Raw genomic sequence first — 18,712 nt, 5'->3', positions numbered from 1 at the left:
TTCGTCAGTAGGTCTGGCTGCCGCTTAGATCTCGTCGATCGACGACGACTCGAAGCGCGAGGAGATGTTGATGCCGAGCTCTTCCGCCGCGCGGAAGGCCTCGTCGTCCGAGTCGCGCAGGCTGACCGCCTGGCCGTCGGCCGAGAGCACCTCCACGTTCAGGCAGAGGGACTGCATCTCCTTGATGAGCACCTTGAAGGACTCCGGGATGCCCGGCTCCTGGATGTTCTCACCCTTGACGATGGCCTCGTAGACCTTGACGCGGCCGAGGATGTCATCCGACTTGATGGTCAGGAGCTCCTGCAGCGCGTACGCGGCACCGTAGGCCTCGAGGGCCCACACCTCCATCTCACCGAAGCGCTGACCACCGAACTGCGCCTTACCACCGAGCGGCTGCTGGGTGATCATCGAGTACGGACCGGTCGAACGGGCGTGGATCTTGTCGTCGACCAGGTGGTGCAGCTTCAGGATGTACATGTAGCCGACCGAAACGGGGTCCGGGTACGGCTCGCCGGAGCGGCCGTCGAACAGCTGCGTCTTGCCGGAGGAGCCGATCAGGCGGTCGCCGTCGCGCGTCGGGAGCGTCGAGTCGAGCAGACCAGCGATCTCCTCCTCCTTCGCACCGTCGAACACCGGGGTCGCGACCTTCGTGTTCGGCGCGGCCGAGAAGGCCTGCTCCGGAAGCTCGGCGGCCCACTTCGGCTTGCCCTTGATCTCCCAGCCGTTCTTGGCGATCCACCCGAGGTGGATCTCCAGGACCTGACCGAAGTTCATTCGACCGGGGACGCCCAGCGGGTTCAGGATGACGTCGACCGGCGTCCCGTCGGCGAGGAACGGCATGTCCTCGACCGGGAGGATCTTGGAGATGACGCCCTTGTTGCCGTGACGGCCGGCGAGCTTGTCGCCCGCGGTGATCTTGCGCTTCTGAGCGATGTAGACCACCACTCGCTGGTTCACGCCGGAGCCGAGCTCGTCGTCGCCGTCCTGCGCGTCGAAGACCTTGACACCGATGACGGTGCCCTCCTCGCCGTGCGGGACCTTCAGGGAGGTGTCGCGCACCTCGCGGCTCTTCTCGTTGAAGATCGCGCGGAGCAGGCGCTCCTCGGCCGACAGCTCGGTCTCGCCCTTCGGCGTGACCTTGCCGACGAGGATGTCGCCGGGGCGCACCTCGGCGCCGATGCGGATGATGCCGCGCTCGTCGAGGTCGGCCAGGAGGTCCGGGCTGACGTTCGGCAGGTCGCGGGTGATCTCCTCCTTGCCCAGCTTGGTGTCGCGGGCGTCGACCTCGTACTCCTCGATGTGGATCGAGGAGAGGGTGTCGTCCTTCACCAGGTTCTGGCTGAGGATGATCGCGTCCTCGAAGTTGTGACCCTCCCAGGGCATGAACGCGACGAGCAGGTTCTTGCCGAGCGCGAGCTCGCCGTTCTCGGTCGCGGGACCGTCGGCGACGACCTCGCCCTGCTCGATGCGGTCGCCTTCGTCGACGACCACGCGGTGGTTGTACGAGGTGCCCTGGTTCGAGCGGTCGAACTTGCGCAGGTAGTAGGTCTGGTACGTGCCGTCGTCGGCCATCACGGTGACCGCGTCGGCCGAGACCTCGCTGACGACACCGGACTTCTCCGCAGTGACAACGTCACCCGCGTCGATGGCCGCGTAGCCCTCCATACCGGTACCGACGACCGGGCTCTCCGAGCGGAGCAGCGGCACCGCCTGGCGCTGCATGTTCGCACCCATGAGGGCTCGGTTGGCGTCGTCGTGCTCGAGGAACGGGATCAGCGACGTACCGACCGACACCATCTGGCGCGGCGAGACGTCCATGTAGCCGATCTCGTCGGCGGGGATCAGGTCGACCTCGCCGCCCTTCTGACGGGCGAGCACGCGCTCCTCGACGAAGTGGCCGTTCGCGTCGAGCGGGGCGTTGGCCTGCGCGACGACGAAGTCGTCCTCCTCCGAAGCGGTCAGGTAGTCGATCTGGTCGGTGACCCGGCCCTCGACGACCTTGCGGTACGGCGTCTCGATGAAGCCGAAGGAGTTGATGCGCGCGAAGGATGCGAGCGAGCCGATCAGACCGATGTTCGGGCCTTCCGGCGTCTCGATCGGGCACATGCGGCCGTAGTGCGACGGGTGGACGTCACGGACCTCGACGCCGGCGCGCTCACGGCTCAGACCACCGGGGCCGAGCGCGGAGAGGCGGCGCTTGTGGGTCAGACCCGCGAGCGGGTTGTTCTGGTCCATGAACTGCGACAGCTGCGACGTTCCGAAGAACTCCTTGATCGCAGCGACGACGGGTCGCACGTTGATCAGGGTCTGCGGGGTGATCGCCTCGATGTCCTGCGTGGTCATGCGCTCGCGGACGACGCGCTCCATGCGGGAGAGACCGGTGCGGACCTGGTTCTGGATGAGCTCGCCGACGGCGCGGATACGACGGTTGCCGAAGTGGTCGATGTCGTCGATGTCGAGGCGGATGTCCGTCTCGACGCCGTTGCGGAGGCCCTTGAACGTGGTCTGGCCGTCGTGCAGGGCGACCAGGTACTTGATCGTGGCGATGATGTCCTGGACGGTCAGCACCGAGTCCGACAGCGGGGCCTCGAGGCCGAGCTTGCGGTTGATCTTGTAACGGCCGACCTTCGCGAGGTCGTAGCGCTTCGGGTTGAAGTAGAAGTTGTCGAGCAGCGCACGCGCAGCCTCGGCGGCGACCTGCTCGCCCGGACGAAGCTTGCGGTAGATGTCCTTGAGCGCCTCCTCCTTGGTGAGGATGGCGTCCTTCTCGAGGGTCAGCTCGATCGACTGGTACCCGGCGAACTCGGAGAGGATCTCCTCGCTCGTGAGACCGAGGGCCTTGAGGAACACGGTGACCGACTGCTTGCGCTTGCGGTCGATGCGGACGCCGACCTGGTCGCGCTTGTCGATCTCGAACTCGAGCCACGCTCCACGGCTCGGGATCACGCGGGCCGAGAAGATGTCCTTGTCGGACGTCTTGTCGGGGGTGGCCTCGAAGTACACGCCCGGCGAGCGGACGAGCTGCGAGACGACGACGCGCTCGGTGCCGTTGATGATGAACGTGCCTCGCTCGGTCATGAGCGGGAAGTCGCCCATGAAGACCGTCTGCGTCTTGATCTCACCGGTGAGGTGGTTCATGAACTCGGCCTCGACGTAGAGCGGGGCCGCGTAGGTCTTGCCCTTCTCCTTGCACTCGTCGATCGAGTACTTCTTCTCTTCGAGGAAGGGGTTCGTGAACGAGAGCTGCATGGTCTCGCCGAGGTCCTCGATGGGAGAGATCTCCTCGAAGATCTCCTCGAGGCCCGTGTTGGCGGGCAGATCCTGACGACCCTGGGCCTCGGCCTCCGCGACGCGCGCCTTCCACGCGTCGTTTCCGACCAGCCAGTCGAAGCTCTCCGTCTGCAGTGCGAGCAGATCGGGAACGGTGAGGGTGTCCGTGATCTTTGCGAACGAGAGACGAGATGCGGCTCGTCCGTTCTTGGGTGTCTTGTCGGTGTTGGTTGCGTTGCGCGCAGCAGCCAAGGAAATAACCTCCGTGGGCCCGGTCGGCCCAGTTACTGTCGGTCGTGTAGTTGTCTGGACGAGAACTCCCAGTCGCGTCGCGCTGCCGTATCTGACCCGAAAGGACGGGCCCAGGCACACGCGGAGAAGTCAGAGCCGACCGCAATATGAAGGCAGAAGTTTGACTGGGAGCGCAAAGAACAACTATATGTCAATCAGGCGCGCCGTGTCCAGTCTTTTCTTGACCGGAGGCGCGTACTGGGGTATAACCCGGCGAACGCCCGCATATTCCCGGCTGCTGCGGACCGGTCAGCGACCGGTCAGGACCGGTGCGAGCGGTACGTCGGAAGCGTGTCGACGGTCGCGATGACGGCCTCCTCACGGGAGCGCGGCGACCAGCCCAGCACCGTCTGCGCCTTGGCGGAGGTGGCCCGGCGCACGGAGCCGAGGTCGGAGAGCGAGCCGCGGACGCGGCGGCTGAACGGTGCTGCGGCCTTGAGCATCCACATCGGCATCAGCTTCGTCCCGATCCGCCGGCCGGCGGCCTCCCCCAGGTGCCCGCGGATGAGGAGGGCGACCTCCTGAGCGCTCATCACCTCGCCCGCGATCGCCAGGAAGCGCTGCCCCGCGGCCTCGGGCCGGGTCATCGCGAGCCGGTGCAGCTCCGCGACGTCGCGGACGTCGACGATGCCGAAACGGACGTCGGGCAGGCGCGGGAGGCGTCCCTCCTTGACCAGGCGGATCAGCTCCACCGAGGCGGAGATGTCGGGGCCGAGCACCGGGCCGAGGATCCCGACCGGGTTGACCGTGGCGAGCTCCAGCGGCGGACCGTCGGGACGGGCGCCGTGCTCGGCGACGAAGTCCCACGCCGCGCGCTCGGCGATCGTCTTCGACTGCACGTAAGGGCTCACCGGGCGGCCGCTGTCGAGCTCGGTCCAGTCCTCCTCGGTGAAGGCCCGGTCGGTCGGCGCGTGGCCGTAGCCGATGGCCGCGAAGGATGACGTGAGCACCACGCGCTCGACGCCGGCGTCGCGCGCGGCGCGGAGCACCCGGAGGGCGCCGTCGCGGGCGGGACGGATCAGCTCGTCCGCATCCTTCGGCTGGGTCGACGGGAACGGGGAGGCGACGTGAAGCACGAAGCGGCAGCCGGCCACCGCCTCCGCCCAGCCCTCGTCGGAGGTCAGGTCGGCCACCGCGAACTCCAGGCGGTCGCCCGGGTCGTCGAGCCCGCCGGCCGCGAGCTGGGAGCGCACATCGGCGGCGCGGGCGGGGGTCCGGATGGTGGTGCGCACGCGGTAGCCGGCGTTCAGCAGGGCCAGCACGCAATGGGCGCCGAGGAAGCCGGAGCCGCCGGTGACGAGGACGCGGTCGGGGGTGGTGCTCGGATCGCTCACGGCTCCCATCCTTCTCCCGGTTGCGCGACGGCGCTAGCGCCGCCGGCGACTGCGGTGGTCCGGAACGAGTGCGGGTGCGCGCCGCGGCGCAGATGTTGCGGGAGGCGGCAGTCGCGCCGGCGGAGGGCGGAGGGGCGGAAGGACGGGTCAGGAGCGGACGAGGGCGATGGCCTGGGCGCGGTCGCGCACGGCGAGCTTGGCGAAGATCGCGTTGATGTGGGTCTTGACCGTGGCGACGCTGACGAAGAGGGTGGCGGCGATCTCGGCGTTGCTCAGGCCGTCGCCGACCAGCGCCAGCACCTCGGCCTCGCGGCGGGTGAGGGCGGGGAAGCGGCGCGCGAGCGCGGCGGCCGCGTCGGTGGGCGTGCCCGCGTCGGCCGGCGCCGCCGGGGCGCCCGCGCTGAAGGCGCCGATCACGCGGGCGCCGACCTCGGGCGCGAGGGTGGTCTGGCCGTTCGCGACCGCACGGACCGCGGCGGCGAGCTCGGACCGCCCGGCGTCCTTGGTGAGGTAGCCGCGCGCTCCGGCGCGCAGCGCGCCGAGGATGGACGCGTCGTCGGCGTAGGTGGTCAGGATGAGCACCGCGGTGCCCGGGGCCTCGTCGCGCACCCGCGCGGTCGCGGTGGCGCCGTCGAGCACCGGCATGCGCAGGTCCATCAGGAGCACGTCGGGCCGCTCGGCCACGGCGAGCGCCACCGCGGCCTCGCCGTCGGCCGCCTCGCCGACGACCTCCATCTCGGGCAGCAGCCCGAGCACGGTGACCAGGCCGTCGCGGATGATCGCCTGGTCGTCGGCCACGGCGACGCGGATGCGGGCCGGCGCGGTCACGACAGGACCGCCTCGGCCGTGACGGTGAAGCGGTCCGCCCCCTCGGCCACGTCGACGGAGCCGCCCGCGGGGAGCGCCGCGAAGCGCTCGCGCATCCCCTGCAGGCCGTGGCCGCCGCCGGTCGCGGCGAGCGCGGACGCCACGGAGCCCCCGGATGGTGCGGCGGCTATGGGGTTGGAGATCGTGAGGCGCACCCGGTCATCCTGCCAGGTGAGGTCCAGCCGCACGGGCTGGCCCGGCGCGTGCTTCCTGGTGTTGCTCAGCGCCTCCTGCGCCGCGCGCTGGAAGGCGGCGCCCTGCGCAGCGGTGACGGCGCGGGGAGCGCCCGTCACGGAGAGGTCGGCGCTCCCGCCGAGGGAGCGGTGTGTCGCGATGGCGTCGGCGATGGCGTCCTCGAGCGCCACGGGAACCGGGCTGTCCCCGGCGACGGCCGGGTCGCGGAGCGCCGCGACCGCACGCCGCGCCTCCCCCAGTCCCTCCGCGGCGAGGCCGCGCGCGGCGACGACCCGGGAGCGGGCGGAGGCGGCGTCGCCCGCTTCGAGCAGCGCATCCACCGCGTCCAGCTGGATCACGAGCCCGCCCAGGCTGTGCGCCAGCACGTCGTGCAGATCACGGGCGATCGCGACGCGGGACGCCTCCTCGCGCCGCTCCACCTCCTGCTCGCGCAGGAGGGCGGCCTGCTCCTCCGCCACACGGAACTGCCGCCGGCTCAGGCCGCCGAAGACGCCGAGAAGCATCCCACCCATCATGATCAGGGCAGACAGCACGGGCGCGCCGATGGGCACCGCTCCGGCGGCGACGAGGGCCGCACCGACGCCGCCGAGGAGGAGGCCCTCCCACATCGGCTCCCGCGGGTCGCCGAGCACGGCGACCACGGCGACGGCGGCCGGCACGACCGTCAGGCCGTCGGTCACGGCGGCGATGGGGGCGGCGATCAGGACGACCACGACGGAGCAGACGGTCGCCGCGCGGGCGAAACCCGCCCGGGCGAGGAGTCCGCGCACGACCCACAGCGCGAGGCTCACGAGCCCGAGGGCGAGCGCCCAGGGCGGCCGCGCGGACGAGTGCGTGGTGAGGAGCCCGTACGCGACCGCCGCCGCTCCGACCGCGGTCAGTGCGAGGGACAGCCAGCTGGGACGGAGGGAGTTCACCCGACCATCATGCAGCGAGGGCGTCCGTCACGCCGCGATCGAGGCGTGGCGGTCGAGCCGCGCGGCGAAGACCGCCGTGCGCGCGGCGCGGTTCGCCGCGAACACCAGGAGGATCATGCCGGTCGACGCGGCCAGGTGCGATCCGGCCTGCGTCGCGAGCACGTCGATCACGACGCGCACGACGATGATGGCCACCCACAGCATGAGCCCGAGCACGCCGGTGCGCGACTCGTAGACCGCGATGTCGGTCGGGTTCCTGCCGGCGACCACCGGCTGCGGGAGGCGGCGGAACCGGGCGATGGCGCCCATCCATGCGCCGATGGCCAGCGACAGCACGATCTCGCCAGAGACGATGGCCAGGTCGAGCGGGGTGATGGTCGCCGGGTGCGCCTGCTGGACGAGCAGCACCGCGCCGACCACCGCGAAGATGGCCGGCCCTCTCCACATCCGAGAGACGACGACGGGCCGCCAGGTGAGCTGCCGGTAGCCGACCCACCCGATCAGCAGGAGGATGAGGAGCGCGTTGCCGAGCGTCTGGACAGTCATGGGAGCCTTTCCGGCCGGAGCATCCGGCACCCCTCCAGAGTGCCGCGGTGACGGCGGCGGCGGCACAGCCGTCGGGTGGAGATGCGGGTGGAGATCCGGGTGGAGGATCGCAGCCGGGCGCCGCGACTAGGCTGCCGGTGTGCCTCAGAACCCGGCCCCGCAGCATCCCTCGGTCACGCTCACTGAGAGCGGATACCTGGCGACGGTCGAGCCGGACCGGTTCGTACCCGGCGCGTACCAGCTGGTGGTGGACGGCACACCGCAGTCCCACGTGAACCTCGACGACCCGACCCAGCTGTTCTTCGAGTACGTGCAGCGGATGGGCAACGTGATCGACCTCATCGGCGACCCCGGCGAGCCGATCACCGCAGTGCACCTCGGCGCTGGGGCACTCACGCTCCCGCGGTACATCGCCTACACCCGCCCCGGCTCGCGGCAGCAGGTCGTGGAGCTGGAGAGCCGGCTGGTCGACCTGGTGCGCGAGCACCTGCCGCTCCCCCGCTACGCGCAGATCCGCATCCGGCACGGGGACGCCCGCGAGGTCGTCGGCAAGCTGCCCGCCGGGCTGCGCGGCCAGGTCGACCTGCTCGTGGTGGACATCTTCAGCGGCTCCCGCACGCCGGCGCACGTGACCAGCGTGGAGTTCTACCGTTCGGCGGTGTCGCTCCTGAAGCCGGACGGGATCGTGCTCGTCAACGTCGCCGACGGTCCGCCGCTCACCTTTGCGCGGAGCCAGGTGTCGACGCTGGGCGCGGTCGTCGAGAACGTCGCCGCGCTCGCGGAGACCCAGGTGCTGAAAGGCCGCCGCTTCGGAAACGTGGTGCTGGTGGGGTCGAACTCGCCGCTGCCGCTGGAGTGGCTGCCGCGGCTGCTCGCGAGCGGTCCGCATCCCGCCAAGGCGGTCGCGGGCGAGGAGCTGCGCACGTTCGCGGCCGGCGCGCCGATCGTGACGGATGCGACCAGCGTGCCGTCGCCGACGCCGGCCCGCAGCATCTTCCAGACCGGGACGCGGCGGGACTGACCCCGGCGGGGCCGCCGCCCTCCCGCTCGTCAGGCGTGCCTGAACCGCACCGGCTGTCCGGGGCGGAGCTGGCCGAACGCGTCCAGGGACCCGTCGGCGACGACCGCGATCACCGGATAGCCGCCGGTCACCGGGTGATCGGCGAGCAGCACGGTGGGCCGCCCGTCCGGCGACACCTGCACGGCCCCTGCGACCATGGGCTCGCTCGGCAGCTCGGCGGCGACGGCGCGCTCGAGCACCGGGATCTGCGGAACGGCCGGTGCGGTGTGGCGGCCGGTGGGCGGAGGGTCGAGCCGCACGCCGATGCGGTCGCTGCGGTCGGCGGCGCGCCAGTCGAGCGTGAAGAAGGCGTCGAGAGCCGCCTCCGTGAACCAGTCCGCGCGCGGGCCCCGGTACGCGCGCACCTCGATCGCGTCGGCTGTGGGCTCCGCGACCGGGACGAAGTCCAGCAGCGGGACATCGGTGCCGGGATGCTCACCGAGGGGAAGCACATCGCCCGCGGCGAGCGGCGCCGGGCCGAGACCGGCCAAGGTGTCGCGCGACCGGGAGCCGAGCACGGGAGGCACGGCGACGCCGCCGAGGACGGCGAGGTAGCGGCGCGCACCGGAGACGGCCGTGCCGATGCGCAGCGCCTGCCCGGCCCGGGCGCGCACCGCCTGGTGCGCATCCACCGGACGGTCGTCGAGCAGCAGCGGGCCGGTGGCGCCGGTCACCGCGAACCAGGTGTCCTGGTCGAACACCGCCACGAGGCCGCCGACCAGCGCCTCCACCCCGGCGTCGCCCTCGTCGTTGCCGAGCAGCCGGTTGGCGAGGCGGAGCGCGCCGCGATCGAGCGCACCGGAGCGCCCGACACCGACGGCCGCGAGACCGGGCCGCCCCAGGTCCTGGACCAGGGCCAGCGGACCGGCGTCCAGGATGCGCAGGCTCACGGCGCCTCCCGGAAGCGCACGACGGTGCCGGGCCGCAGAAGAGCGGGAGGGTCGGCGGTCTCGTCCCAGAGGACGGCATCCGTACGGCCGATCAGCTGCCAGCCGCCCGGGCTCGAGCGAGGGTAGACGCCGCTGAAGGCCCCGGCCAGCCCCACGGAGCCCGCCGGGACGGAGGTGCGCGGCGTCGCGCGCCGCGGCACCTCGAGCGGCGACGCCGGGGCGTCCGCGACGAGGTAGGCGAACCCGGGGGCGAAGCCGCCGAACGCGACCCGCCACGGCGTGCCGGTGTGCGCGGCGACGACCGCGCGCTCGGTCAGCCCGGTGAGGTGGGCGACATCGGAGAGGTCTTCGCCGTCGTACGTCACCGCCACGTCGACGATCCGCTCCTCGCTCTCCTCCGGCTCCAGGGGAGAGGTGCGCTCCACCCACGCCGCCGCGGCACTGAGCGTCAGGATGCGCGGCTCGACCTCCACAGCGATGGTGCGCGCGGCGGGGACGAGGTCGACCACGCCGTCCGGCCGCGTGGCCTCGAGGCCGCGGAACAGCGCGAGCACGGCATCCAGCCCGTCCAGCTCGACCAGCAGCGCGCGATCCCCGTACGGGAGGATGCGCCCGGTCACGCGAACGGCTCCACGCCGATGCCTGCGCCGGCGAGCGCGTCGCGCACGGCGCGGGCCATGGCGACGGCGCCCGGGGTGTCCCCGTGCACGCAGAGGGAGTCGACCGCCACCGGGATGTCGCTGCCGTCGACCGCGACGACGCGGCCCTCCTCGACCATGCGCACGGCGCGAGCGGCGATCGCAGTGTCGTCCGTCAGCAGGGCACCCGGCTCGGTGCGCGGCACGAGCGTGCCGTCCGCACGGTAGCCGCGATCGACGAAGGCCTCGCGCACGAACCGGACGCCGGCGTCCTGCGCCGCCTGCTCGACGGCGGACCCGGCGAGGCCGAGCAGGTCGAGCGACGGGTCGAAGGCGAGCACCGCATCCACCACCGCACGCGCCTGAGCGTCATCGCGGACGATGCGGTTGTAGAGAGCGCCGTGCGGCTTCACGTAGCGGACGGACGTGCCGGCCACCCGGGCGAGGCCGTGCAGTGCCGACAGCTGGTACAGCACCTCGTCGCGGAGCTCACCCGCCGGAACGTCCATCGACCGCCGGCCGAACCCGGCGAGGTCGCGATAGGAGACGTGCGCACCGACCGTCACGCCGTTCGCCGCCGCCTCCCGGCAGGTCGCGAGCATGGTGGAGGCGTCCCCCGCATGGAAGCCGCAGGCCACGTTGGCGCTCGACACCAGTCGCAGCAGGGCGCTGTCGTCACCCATGGACCACGCGCCGAAGGACTCGCCGAGGTCGCTGTTGAGGTCGATGAGACGCGCCATGTCCCTATTGTCGCGCGCGCGCCGCCCTCGCCCGGTGCGCCCGGACCTTCGCACGGTTGCCGCAGCGCTGCATCGAGCACCAGCGGCGGGTGCCGCTGCGCGACGTGTCCAGGTAGACGAGACGGCAGTCGTCGGCGGAGCACTCGCGGATCCGGCCGTCCACGTCGGGGCCGAAGAGGCGAACGGCGTCGCGCGCGATCGAGCCGAGGGCCTGGTGCGGGCGCGCCTTGGAGCGGCCCGCCTGACGGCCGCCGCCGGCGAGCACGGGCGGGATGTCGGGGGTCGCGGCGAACAGGTTCACCACGTCCACGTCGTCCGGCGAGAGCGGTTCGCCGACGCTCGCCTGGCGCGCCAGGCGGCCGATCGCCGCGCGCAGGGCGCCGGCGTCGCGGAACTCACGCTCCCCCGCGGTCGGCGCGACCTCCGGGAACCGTTCGGCGAGCCAGGCGTTGAGCGCTGCCGCGTCGTGCACGGTCGTGTCCTGCTCCGCGTCGGAGTCGAGACCGCCGGTGTAGGCGAAGTCGAGGGCGAGCGACCCCGAGTCGAACCACCAGCGCTGCCCGTCGGCGGGCTCCATCCACTGGCCGGTCCCTCGGGTGAGTATCGCTTCCATCGCCATGTAACCAACATAGTCGGTTAGTGGATGCGGCACCTGCACGCAGGACCGTGAGGCCCCCGATACTGTACCGGACCGGCGGCGCCGGGCCCCGGAGCGGGCGCCCCGCTTTGGCATACTGGGCGGATGACCGCGACCCGCCCCGACCCGAACGCGACGCTGGAGGCCGCGACGGTACGCCTTCGGGCGCTCACGCTGGACGACCTCCCGGACCTCTTCGACGCGATCGGCCGCCCCGAGGTGTTCGCCGGCGGCTGGGGCGGCGGCCCCGCGGCCTTCCGCGACACCTACGAGGAATGGAGGGAGCTCATCCTGCGCTACCTCGACTGGGAACGCAGCAACGTGACCGCTGTGGTGCTCCGCGACGGAGACCGGATGGTCGGCACCACGACCCTCGGCGACTTCGACCTGGTCAACGACTCCGCGCACATCGGCTGGACCGCGTACGCGCCCGAGGCGTGGGGTGGCCGCGTGAACGCGGAGACGAAGCGCCTGCTGCTCGGCACGGCCTTCGACCACGGCTTCGAGCGCGTGAAGCTGCAGGCCGACGTGCTCAACCAACGCTCGCGTGCCGCGATCGCCCGGCTGGGGGCGAGATTCGAGGGCGTGCTGCGGCACACCCAGCGACGCGCGGACGGCAGCTGGCGCGACACGGCCGTGTACTCCATCCTGAGCGACGAGTGGCCGGCGGTGCGGGACGCTCTCGATGAGCGGCTCGGCGCCGCCCACGCCTGAGCCGGGCCGGCTCGGCGTCGGGCTCTACTCCGTCGCGGCCGCCGCGGCGACCCGGCGCTGCGCCGGGGAGACCTCGCGGTGCTGCCAGGCGATCAGGTTCGCGGCGTCGAACCGCCGGCTGCACGCCCCGCACGCCAGGGCCCGGGCGGGCTTGCGGTACCGGTAGTGCGTATGGCCGTTCGGGCACGTGCCCACCCACGGGGCCAGGTCGTCGGCGATCGCACCGCCGTGCAGGCGCTTGCCCTCGTAGCCGAGGTCGAGCGCGATCGCGCGCCAGCGCGGGCCGTGCCCGGCACGGGAGCCGGCGAGCGCGTGCGCGACCTCGTGCAGCAGGATCTGGTGGATCTCGTCGTCCTCGTAGCGCGCCGCCAGGTAGCGCGAGACGGTGATCCGCTTGGTGGTGTAGTTGCACAGCCCCGCACGGGTCTTGGCGTTGTCGAAACCGAAACTCCAGGCGGACGGGTCCAGGTGCAGGGCGATCAGGGCATCGGCCCAGCGCCGCACACGGTCGAGCTCGGCCATCAGCGACGGTCCCCGCCCGGAGCGCTCCACTCCTCCATGTCGAGCATCCTACGCGCGATCGGTGTCGCCCTGGCCGTCCGGTGAACCGGTCCCGGGGGCCGTGCCGCGCTGCGCGTCGAGGGCCGACTGCACGACGGCGACCGCGGTGAGGGCCGCCTGGATCTCGGCCGGGGATGCGCCCAGCTTCTCGCGCAGGAACACCGCGGCCGTCATGTCCGCCAGCGCGTTCTCGTAGTCGCCGGCGTCGAACCAGACCTTGCCGCGGTTCTGGATGGCGAACGCCTCCAGCGCCGTCCAGTCGCGGCCACGGGCCTCATCGACGCATCCGGTCAGCTCGATGATCGCCTCGTCGGACTTGCCCTGGTACTGCAGCACCTGGGCGTGACGGATGCGCGCGCCGAGCAGCTGCTCCCGGTCGCCGGTGAACCGCGCCTGGCGCACGGCTTCGTTGGCGATCTCGATCGCCTCGTCGAGCCGGCCCAGCAGACGCAGCAGGACGGCCTTCTCGTTGAGCGCGCTCAGGCTGCGCAGGCTGCCGAGCTCCTCGAGCCGCTCGCCGGCAGCGCGCAGATCGACGCGTTCGCGCAGGGTGGTCGGATCGTATCCGAGGATGATGCTCAGGGTTCTGCTCCCGATCGGTGTCTCGCTGACAAGACTACCCGCAGCGGGCGCTCAGCCCGGGCGCTTGACAGCCTGCGCGGGAGTGAGCATCACCTCGATGAGCCGGTCGTCGCCGGAGCGCGGGGATCCGCGGCCATCCGTGTTGTTCGTCAGCAGCCAGATGCGGTCACCCGCGGCCACCGCATCCCGGATCCGTCCGAACGCGCCGACGAAGAACGGGGCGACCGAGACCGGGGCTCCCCCGTCGGTCGGCCACGCCGTCCAGAGCCGCTGCCCGCGCAGCGCAGCCAGGAAGATCGTGTCGCCCACGACCGCGAGGCCGCTCGGGCTGGCCTCATCGGTCGGCCACTGGTGGACCGGATCGGTGAACCGGGGATCGCCGCCGACACCCTCGACGACCGGCCAGCCGTAGTTGCTCCCCGGGCGGATGAGGTTGAGCTCGTCCCAGGTGTTCTGGCCGAACTCGGCCGCCCACATCGTGCCGCGGGAGTCCCAGCCGAGGCCCTGCGGGTTGCGGTGGCCGTAACTCCACACCGGCGAGCCCGGGAACGGGTTGTCCGCCGGAACGCCGCCGTCGGGGGTCAGCCGCAGGATCTTGCCGCCGAGATATGCGACGTCCTGGGCCCGGCCGGGGTCGGAGGCGTCGCCGACTGTCACATACAGCATGCCGTCCGGTCCGAACGCGATGCGGCCGCCGTCGTGGTTCGACGCCTTCGGCAGACCGGTCAGCACGGGCTCCGGAGCGCCCAGCGCATAGCTCCCCGGGACGCCGCTCAACGGCATCCGCACCACCCGGTTGTCCTCGCCGGTCGTCAGGTAGGCATAGAGGGATGCGGGAGCGGACTCCGGCTGGACGGCGAGGCCCAGCAGTCCTCCCTCGCCCTGATGGACGGCTCCCGGCACGGCGCCCGCGTGCCGCAGGCCGCCCTGCGGCAGCCGTTCGAGCACGGCGCCGGAGTCCCGCTCGCTGATCAAGGCCGAACCGCTGGGGAGGCGGACGACCGACCAGGGCGCTTCCAGCCCGGTCTCGAGGACCGTGGTCGCGCCGCTCGGCTGCCAGGGGATGGCCGCGACCGCGGCCGAGGTGCCCGTCGGCCGCGGGGTCGACGTCGGGGTGCGGGTCACGGTCGGATCGGGCGTCGGCGGCGCCGAGCATCCCGCCAGGACGAGCACGGCCGCCGTCAGGGCGGTGAGCCCTGAGCGGCGGCCGGGACGGGACATCGTCGGCTCCGGTCGTCAGTCGACGACGCGGACGTCCTTCCAGAAGGCGACGTAGTTGCTGTAGTCCTTGCCCACCCGGTCGAAGGAGCTCGGGTACGGGGTCGGGTAGCTCCAGGCGCGGTCCTGCAGCACGCTGTCCTCCGACTTCACGGAGAAGTACTGGCACTCGCCCTTCCAGGGACAGGTGTACGGCGTGTCGCTCTCGAGCAGGTACTCGGACTTCACGCTCGCGGGCGGGAAGTACCAGTTGCCCTCGATGCGGATCAGGTCCTCCTGCGGGGCCTCGGCGATGACGGTGTCGTTCAGCACGGCTTTCATGTAAAACCTCCTGTCTGCCCGAACGTACGCCGGCGCCCGATCATTCCACCCGGTGCGCACCGCTCTGCCGGGCGGCTCGCAGCACCGTCACAGCGTCGCGGGAGCCGGTCCGCCCGGCGTCGGCGACCTCGGCCGGTGAGGCGCCGGCTGCGATCCGCTCCTGGCCCGACACGGAGGCGGTCAGCAGGTGGGCGACCGCGCCGCGGAGGCCGGTGAACGCGGCGCAGGCGGCTGCGGCCTCCGGGGAGGAGTAGTCGATACCGAGCGCGGCGAGCGCATCCACCACCGCCCCCGCTGCGAGGAGGTCCTCCACGGCGAAGCGCGGTGACCCGTCGTGCGCTCTCTCGCCGACGGCGACGAGCGCGATCATGGCGCGGCGGCCGAGGCGGACCTGCTGCGCGAGGATCCAGCGCGCGACGGCCTCCGCATCGGTCAGCCCGGCGGCGAGGACGGGCGCGTCGCCGGGGACGTCAAGCGCCGCCCCGCCGTCGATCGGCGGGAGCGCATCCACCAGCACGATCACGTCGGCGTCGGCCGCGACCGCTGCGAGCCCCGCGGGACCGGTGTCGAAGCGGACCTGGTACTTGGCCTGGCGATGAGCGGCGGGGAGGGATGCGGTGGCCTCGGCGGTGCTGGACGAACTCACCGGGACATCGTAATCCGCGGCCCCGAGATCTCCGATCGCGCGGATCGCGCGGGCCTCGGCTCGCCGGGCGATGGCCGCATCTGCCGCCGGATCAGCTCGAAATCGTGCCGCGACAGCTCGATGAGGCCGCGCCGCAGCTGGTAGCCCCAGTCGGGCCGGTCGCGGGTGAAGTCGAGAGCGCCCAGCAGCGGCCGGATGGGTGTCGCGACGGCGTCGTGGTCCCACTCGACGCGCCGCCGCCACGGCCGGAAGTCGGAGGCGGGCCCGGCCATCGCCGGCCCCTGGGTCACCTGGACGACGGCGTCGTCCGCGATGCGCCCGACCGCGGTGAACTGCTTCAGGGGCTCGCCGTCGGGGTACGAGACGCGCGGCGAGTAGTAGACGAAGCCGTCCGCCGGGCCCATCCGCTCCAGCGGCGCCCGTGCTCCGTGGTTGACCTGCGCGAAACCGCCGGCGACGCCGCGCAGCACGTGATCGAGCTGCACAACGCCCAGCCAGTAACGGATCGCCATGCTCCCGTTGTAGCGCACACCGCCGTCATCGGGGTCGGATGGTCACCCGTGTCGAAACGGGCCGGTGCGGATCGACGTGACGGTGATGGAGAAGGCCGTGGAGGAGGATGTGACCATGCGTTCCGTGCCGACGGGGAGGGCCAGCCGATGAGCGACGACCGCGCGTCACAGGCGCGGCGCGCCGTCGAATCGGTGTGGCGCATCGAGTCCGGCCGGCTCATCGCCGGGCTCGCCCGCTCCACCGGCGACGTGGGGCTGGCGGAGGAGCTGGCCCAGGATGCGCTGGTCGCCGCCCTGGAGCAGTGGCCGGAGTCCGGCATCCCGCGCAACCCGGGCGCATGGCTCACCACCGTGGCGAAACGGCGGGCCGTCGACGGCTGGCGGCGCCGCGAGCGGCTCGACGACCGCTACGCCGCGATCGCGCACCACCTGGAGCAGGAGCTCGGCGACGACGATCCCGCCCGGGCTGCGCAGGAGCCTATCGGCGACGACCTGCTCCGGCTGGTGTTCGTCGCCTGCCATCCGGTGCTCCCCCAGCCGGCGCGGGTCGCTCTGACCCTGAAGCTGCTCGGCGGGCTCTCCACGGAGCAGATCGCGCGGGCGTTCCTGGTGCCCCCGGCGACGATGGCGCAGCGGATCGTGCGGGCCAAGCGGACGCTGAGCGCCGCGGGCGTGCCCTTCGAGGTCCCCGAGCGGGCCGAGTTCGGGGAGCGCCTCGCCTCCGTGCTCGAGGTGGTCTATCTGATCTTCAACGAGGGCTACTCGGCGACCGCCGGCGACGACTGGATGCGGCCCGACCTGTGCCGGGAGGCCCTGCGGCTGGGGCGCGTGCTCGCCGAGCTGACGCCGCGGGAGCCGGAGGTGCACGGACTGGTGGCGCTGATGGAGTTCCAGGCCTCCCGGCTCGGCGCCCGCACCGCACAGGACGGCTCGCCCATCCTGCTGCAGGACCAGGACCGCACGCGCTGGGACCGCATCCTGATCGGGCGCGGGACGGCGGCGCTCGCCCGGTCGGACGGCCTGCGGCTCAGCCGGCGCCCGCCCGTGAGCCGCGGGCCGTACGCGCTGCAGGCGGCGATCGCGGCCTGCCATGCGACCGCCCCGACGCCCGAGGCGACCGACTGGGAGGAGATCGTCGCGCTCTACGGCGCGCTCTCCGAGCTGCGCCCGTCCGCGGTCGTCGACCTGAACCGCGCGGTGGCGCTGTCGATGGCGTACGGGCCGGAGGCGGGGCTCGAACTCGTCGACCGCCTGGCGGTGGAGGGGGCGCTCGCGTCGTACCATCTGCTTCCGTCGGTGCGGGCCGACCTGCTGCTGCGGCTCGGCCGCCGGGCGGAGGCGCGGCTCGAGTTCGAGCGGGCCGCCGCGATGACCGGCAACCAGCGGGAACGGGAGCTGTTGCTGGCGCGAGCCGGGGAATGCCTCTGAGTCGTGCATCCCCGCCACCGCATCCGAACCCTCGGGGGCGACACTGGGAGCATGCGCGTGCTGCTGAAGCTCATCCTCGACTGCGACCCCGACGCCGCCTGGCGCGCCCTGCAGAGCCCGACGGCGTTCCGCGAGGTCGCCCTGCCGTGGCTCGACTTCCGCTCGGACGAGCCCGGCGGCTTCCCGACCACGTGGGGTTCGGAGCACCGGGTGAGCGTCCGGGCGCTCGGCGCGTTCGCGGTCGGCACCCAGGCGATCCGCCTCGACGCCCTGCGCTCGACCGATCCGCGCGAGCGGAGCACGCGCATCCTGCGCGACAGCGGCGGCGGCACAGGGGGCGTGCTCGCGGCGGTGCCCCGGCTCGACCACCGGATGGCCATCGCGCCCGACCCGGCGGGCCCCGACGAGAACGGCCGGATCCGCACGCTCTACCGCGACCAGCTCATCGTGCGCGCCGGCGCGCTCACGCCGTTGGCCTGGTACGCGTTCTGGGCGTTCTGGCAGTGGCGCGGCGTGCGCCTGCGGCGCCTCGCACCCACGTGGGCCTACGATCCGGAAGTGCACGCAGCGGACGACGACGAGGTCGGCTCCGCACCCGGCGCGCCGATCGGGGGCGCCGCGACCGAGACGGGAGAAGCGCAGCGATGACGAACACCGAGCAGCCCGCACCAGGCGCGATCGCCGACGGCGCGCGGGCGATCACCGCCGTCCAGACCGCCGACTGGCGGCGCCGGGTCTTCGCGCTGTACGCCTCCGTCCGCCGGCTCGCCGGGCACGACCCGGTCGAAGCGCACGCGCACTGGATCTCGTGCCGCAACGACCTCTTCGCCTCCCACCCGGCCTCCCCGCTGCTCCGCGAGGACCGGGACCGGTTCACCGGGCTGCCCGTCGTGCCCTACGACCCGGACTGGCGCTTCGAGCTGCCGATCCATCCCGCGACCGAGGCCAAGCGGATGGACGTGGAGACCGGGACGGACGGCGTCGTCCCGTTCGAGCTGCTCGGCACGGTGCGGGTGCCGCTCGCGGGGACCCTCGACGTCTGGAGGCTCTCGTCGTACGGCGGCGGGCTGTTCGTGCCGGTCAAGGATGCGCTGGCCGGCCGCTCCGGCGGCACCTACGGCGGCGGTCGCTACCTGATCGACACGATCAAGGGCGCCGACCTGGGGCTCGACGCCGACGACGACGAGGCCTCGCTCGTGCTCGACTTCAACTTCGCCTACAACCCGTCGTGCGCGTACGACCCGGCGTGGGCGTGCCCGCTCGCCCAGGCGGGCAACACCCTCCCTGTCGAGATCCCGGTGGGCGAGCGCTACGCCGGCGCCTGATCCTTCGCCGCTCTCTTCGC

20 protein-coding genes are annotated in these 18,712 nt (G+C 72.4%); 5 read left to right on the top strand and 15 right to left on the bottom strand.

Features of this window, described 5'->3' with window-relative positions; genetic code table 11:
- Nucleotides 1–24: 24 nt before the first annotated feature.
- The 5 genes from rpoB to ACR9Y5_RS04685 form a co-directional block, all read right to left on the bottom strand.
- On the bottom strand, nucleotides 25–3,522 hold the full coding sequence (rpoB, locus tag ACR9Y5_RS04705) for a DNA-directed RNA polymerase subunit beta (RefSeq protein ID WP_310131019.1): 3,498 nt from the start codon (nucleotides 3,520–3,522) through the stop codon (nucleotides 25–27).
- A 299-nt stretch (nucleotides 3,523–3,821) separates the two neighbouring features.
- A complete protein-coding gene (locus ACR9Y5_RS04700; protein WP_481296887.1) occupies nucleotides 3,822–4,904 on the bottom strand; it encodes an SDR family oxidoreductase in 1,083 nt (360 codons plus the stop codon).
- Between the two features lie 138 nt (nucleotides 4,905–5,042).
- Entirely contained in the window at nucleotides 5,043–5,723 is a 681-nt protein-coding gene (locus ACR9Y5_RS04695) for a response regulator transcription factor (protein WP_481296886.1), read from the bottom strand.
- Complete coding sequence (locus tag ACR9Y5_RS04690; RefSeq protein ID WP_481296885.1) at nucleotides 5,720–6,874, bottom strand: sensor histidine kinase; 1,155 nt, start codon at nucleotides 6,872–6,874, stop codon at nucleotides 5,720–5,722. Before ACR9Y5_RS04690 ends, ACR9Y5_RS04695 begins: the two co-directional genes overlap by 4 nt.
- A 27-nt stretch (nucleotides 6,875–6,901) precedes the next feature.
- Nucleotides 6,902–7,420, bottom strand: coding sequence for a hypothetical protein (locus tag ACR9Y5_RS04685; protein WP_481296884.1), 519 nt, complete (start codon nucleotides 7,418–7,420; stop codon nucleotides 6,902–6,904).
- A 139-nt stretch (nucleotides 7,421–7,559) separates the two neighbouring features.
- Here ACR9Y5_RS04685 and ACR9Y5_RS04680 point away from each other — a divergent pair, with 139 nt between their 5' ends.
- The gene (locus tag ACR9Y5_RS04680; protein ID WP_481296883.1) at nucleotides 7,560–8,441 is read left to right on the top strand and encodes a spermidine synthase; all 882 of its coding nucleotides are present in this window, start codon (nucleotides 7,560–7,562) and stop codon (nucleotides 8,439–8,441) included.
- 29 nt (nucleotides 8,442–8,470) lie between these two features.
- Here the strand turns inward: ACR9Y5_RS04680 and ACR9Y5_RS04675 are convergent, their stop codons facing one another.
- From ACR9Y5_RS04675 to ACR9Y5_RS04660, 4 genes are read right to left on the bottom strand one after another with little or no spacing between them, the layout of a single operon-like run.
- A complete protein-coding gene (locus ACR9Y5_RS04675; RefSeq protein ID WP_481296882.1) occupies nucleotides 8,471–9,370 on the bottom strand; it encodes a 5-oxoprolinase subunit C family protein in 900 nt (299 codons plus the stop codon).
- Nucleotides 9,367–9,990 (bottom strand): 5-oxoprolinase subunit B family protein, encoded by a 624-nt coding sequence (locus tag ACR9Y5_RS04670; RefSeq protein WP_481296881.1) that lies wholly within the window; start codon nucleotides 9,988–9,990, stop codon nucleotides 9,367–9,369. The genes ACR9Y5_RS04675 and ACR9Y5_RS04670 overlap by 4 nt, the downstream gene beginning before the upstream one ends.
- Entirely contained in the window at nucleotides 9,987–10,748 is a 762-nt protein-coding gene (locus ACR9Y5_RS04665) for a LamB/YcsF family protein (protein ID WP_481296880.1), read from the bottom strand. Before ACR9Y5_RS04665 ends, ACR9Y5_RS04670 begins: the two co-directional genes overlap by 4 nt.
- 4 nt (nucleotides 10,749–10,752) lie before the next feature.
- A complete protein-coding gene (locus ACR9Y5_RS04660; RefSeq protein WP_481296879.1) occupies nucleotides 10,753–11,367 on the bottom strand; it encodes a CGNR zinc finger domain-containing protein in 615 nt (204 codons plus the stop codon).
- A gap of 123 nt (nucleotides 11,368–11,490) precedes the next feature.
- Here ACR9Y5_RS04660 and ACR9Y5_RS04655 point away from each other — a divergent pair, with 123 nt between their 5' ends.
- On the top strand, nucleotides 11,491–12,099 hold the full coding sequence (locus tag ACR9Y5_RS04655) for a GNAT family N-acetyltransferase (RefSeq protein ID WP_481296878.1): 609 nt from the start codon (nucleotides 11,491–11,493) through the stop codon (nucleotides 12,097–12,099).
- Between the two features lie 24 nt (nucleotides 12,100–12,123).
- Here the strand turns inward: ACR9Y5_RS04655 and ACR9Y5_RS04650 are convergent, their stop codons facing one another.
- From ACR9Y5_RS04650 to ACR9Y5_RS04625, 6 genes are all read right to left on the bottom strand, one after another.
- Nucleotides 12,124–12,621 carry a SprT-like domain-containing protein gene (locus ACR9Y5_RS04650; RefSeq protein ID WP_481296877.1) on the bottom strand — a complete coding sequence of 166 codons (498 nt, stop codon included), beginning with the start codon at nucleotides 12,619–12,621 and terminating at the stop codon, nucleotides 12,124–12,126.
- 48 nt (nucleotides 12,622–12,669) lie between these two features.
- Nucleotides 12,670–13,104 carry a hypothetical protein gene (locus ACR9Y5_RS04645; protein ID WP_481299519.1) on the bottom strand — a complete coding sequence of 145 codons (435 nt, stop codon included), beginning with the start codon at nucleotides 13,102–13,104 and terminating at the stop codon, nucleotides 12,670–12,672.
- 189 nt (nucleotides 13,105–13,293) lie between these two features.
- Entirely contained in the window at nucleotides 13,294–14,463 is a 1,170-nt protein-coding gene (locus tag ACR9Y5_RS04640; protein WP_481296876.1) for a PQQ-dependent sugar dehydrogenase, read from the bottom strand.
- Between the two features lie 15 nt (nucleotides 14,464–14,478).
- On the bottom strand, nucleotides 14,479–14,781 hold the full coding sequence (locus ACR9Y5_RS04635; RefSeq protein ID WP_481296875.1) for a DUF427 domain-containing protein: 303 nt from the start codon (nucleotides 14,779–14,781) through the stop codon (nucleotides 14,479–14,481).
- A 40-nt stretch (nucleotides 14,782–14,821) separates the two neighbouring features.
- Nucleotides 14,822–15,427, bottom strand: a complete 606-nt coding sequence (locus ACR9Y5_RS04630; RefSeq protein WP_481296874.1) for a 2-phosphosulfolactate phosphatase — start codon at nucleotides 15,425–15,427, stop codon at nucleotides 14,822–14,824.
- Nucleotides 15,424–15,939, bottom strand: a complete 516-nt coding sequence (locus tag ACR9Y5_RS04625; RefSeq protein ID WP_481296873.1) for an EVE domain-containing protein — start codon at nucleotides 15,937–15,939, stop codon at nucleotides 15,424–15,426. Before ACR9Y5_RS04625 ends, ACR9Y5_RS04630 begins: the two co-directional genes overlap by 4 nt.
- Nucleotides 15,940–16,086: 147 nt before the next feature.
- Between ACR9Y5_RS04625 and ACR9Y5_RS04620 the strand changes: the two genes are divergently transcribed.
- The 3 genes from ACR9Y5_RS04620 to ACR9Y5_RS04610 are packed head-to-tail and all read left to right on the top strand — an operon-like array spanning nucleotide 16,087 to nucleotide 18,692.
- Nucleotides 16,087–17,367: an RNA polymerase sigma factor gene (locus ACR9Y5_RS04620; protein ID WP_481296872.1), complete on the top strand. Its 1,281-nt coding sequence runs from the start codon at nucleotides 16,087–16,089 to the stop codon at nucleotides 17,365–17,367.
- Between the two features lie 51 nt (nucleotides 17,368–17,418).
- Nucleotides 17,419–18,015 (top strand): hypothetical protein, encoded by a 597-nt coding sequence (locus tag ACR9Y5_RS04615; protein ID WP_481296871.1) that lies wholly within the window; start codon nucleotides 17,419–17,421, stop codon nucleotides 18,013–18,015.
- Nucleotides 18,012–18,692, top strand: a complete 681-nt coding sequence (locus tag ACR9Y5_RS04610) for a DUF1684 domain-containing protein (RefSeq protein WP_481296870.1) — start codon at nucleotides 18,012–18,014, stop codon at nucleotides 18,690–18,692. Before ACR9Y5_RS04615 ends, ACR9Y5_RS04610 begins: the two co-directional genes overlap by 4 nt.
- Nucleotides 18,693–18,712 lie beyond the last annotated feature (20 nt).

It is taken from the genome of Leifsonia sp. KNZ13-11D, assembly GCF_056754895.1.
Note: the sequence above shows the minus strand (reverse complement) of the source record. Positions and strands in the feature narration are given on the sequence as shown.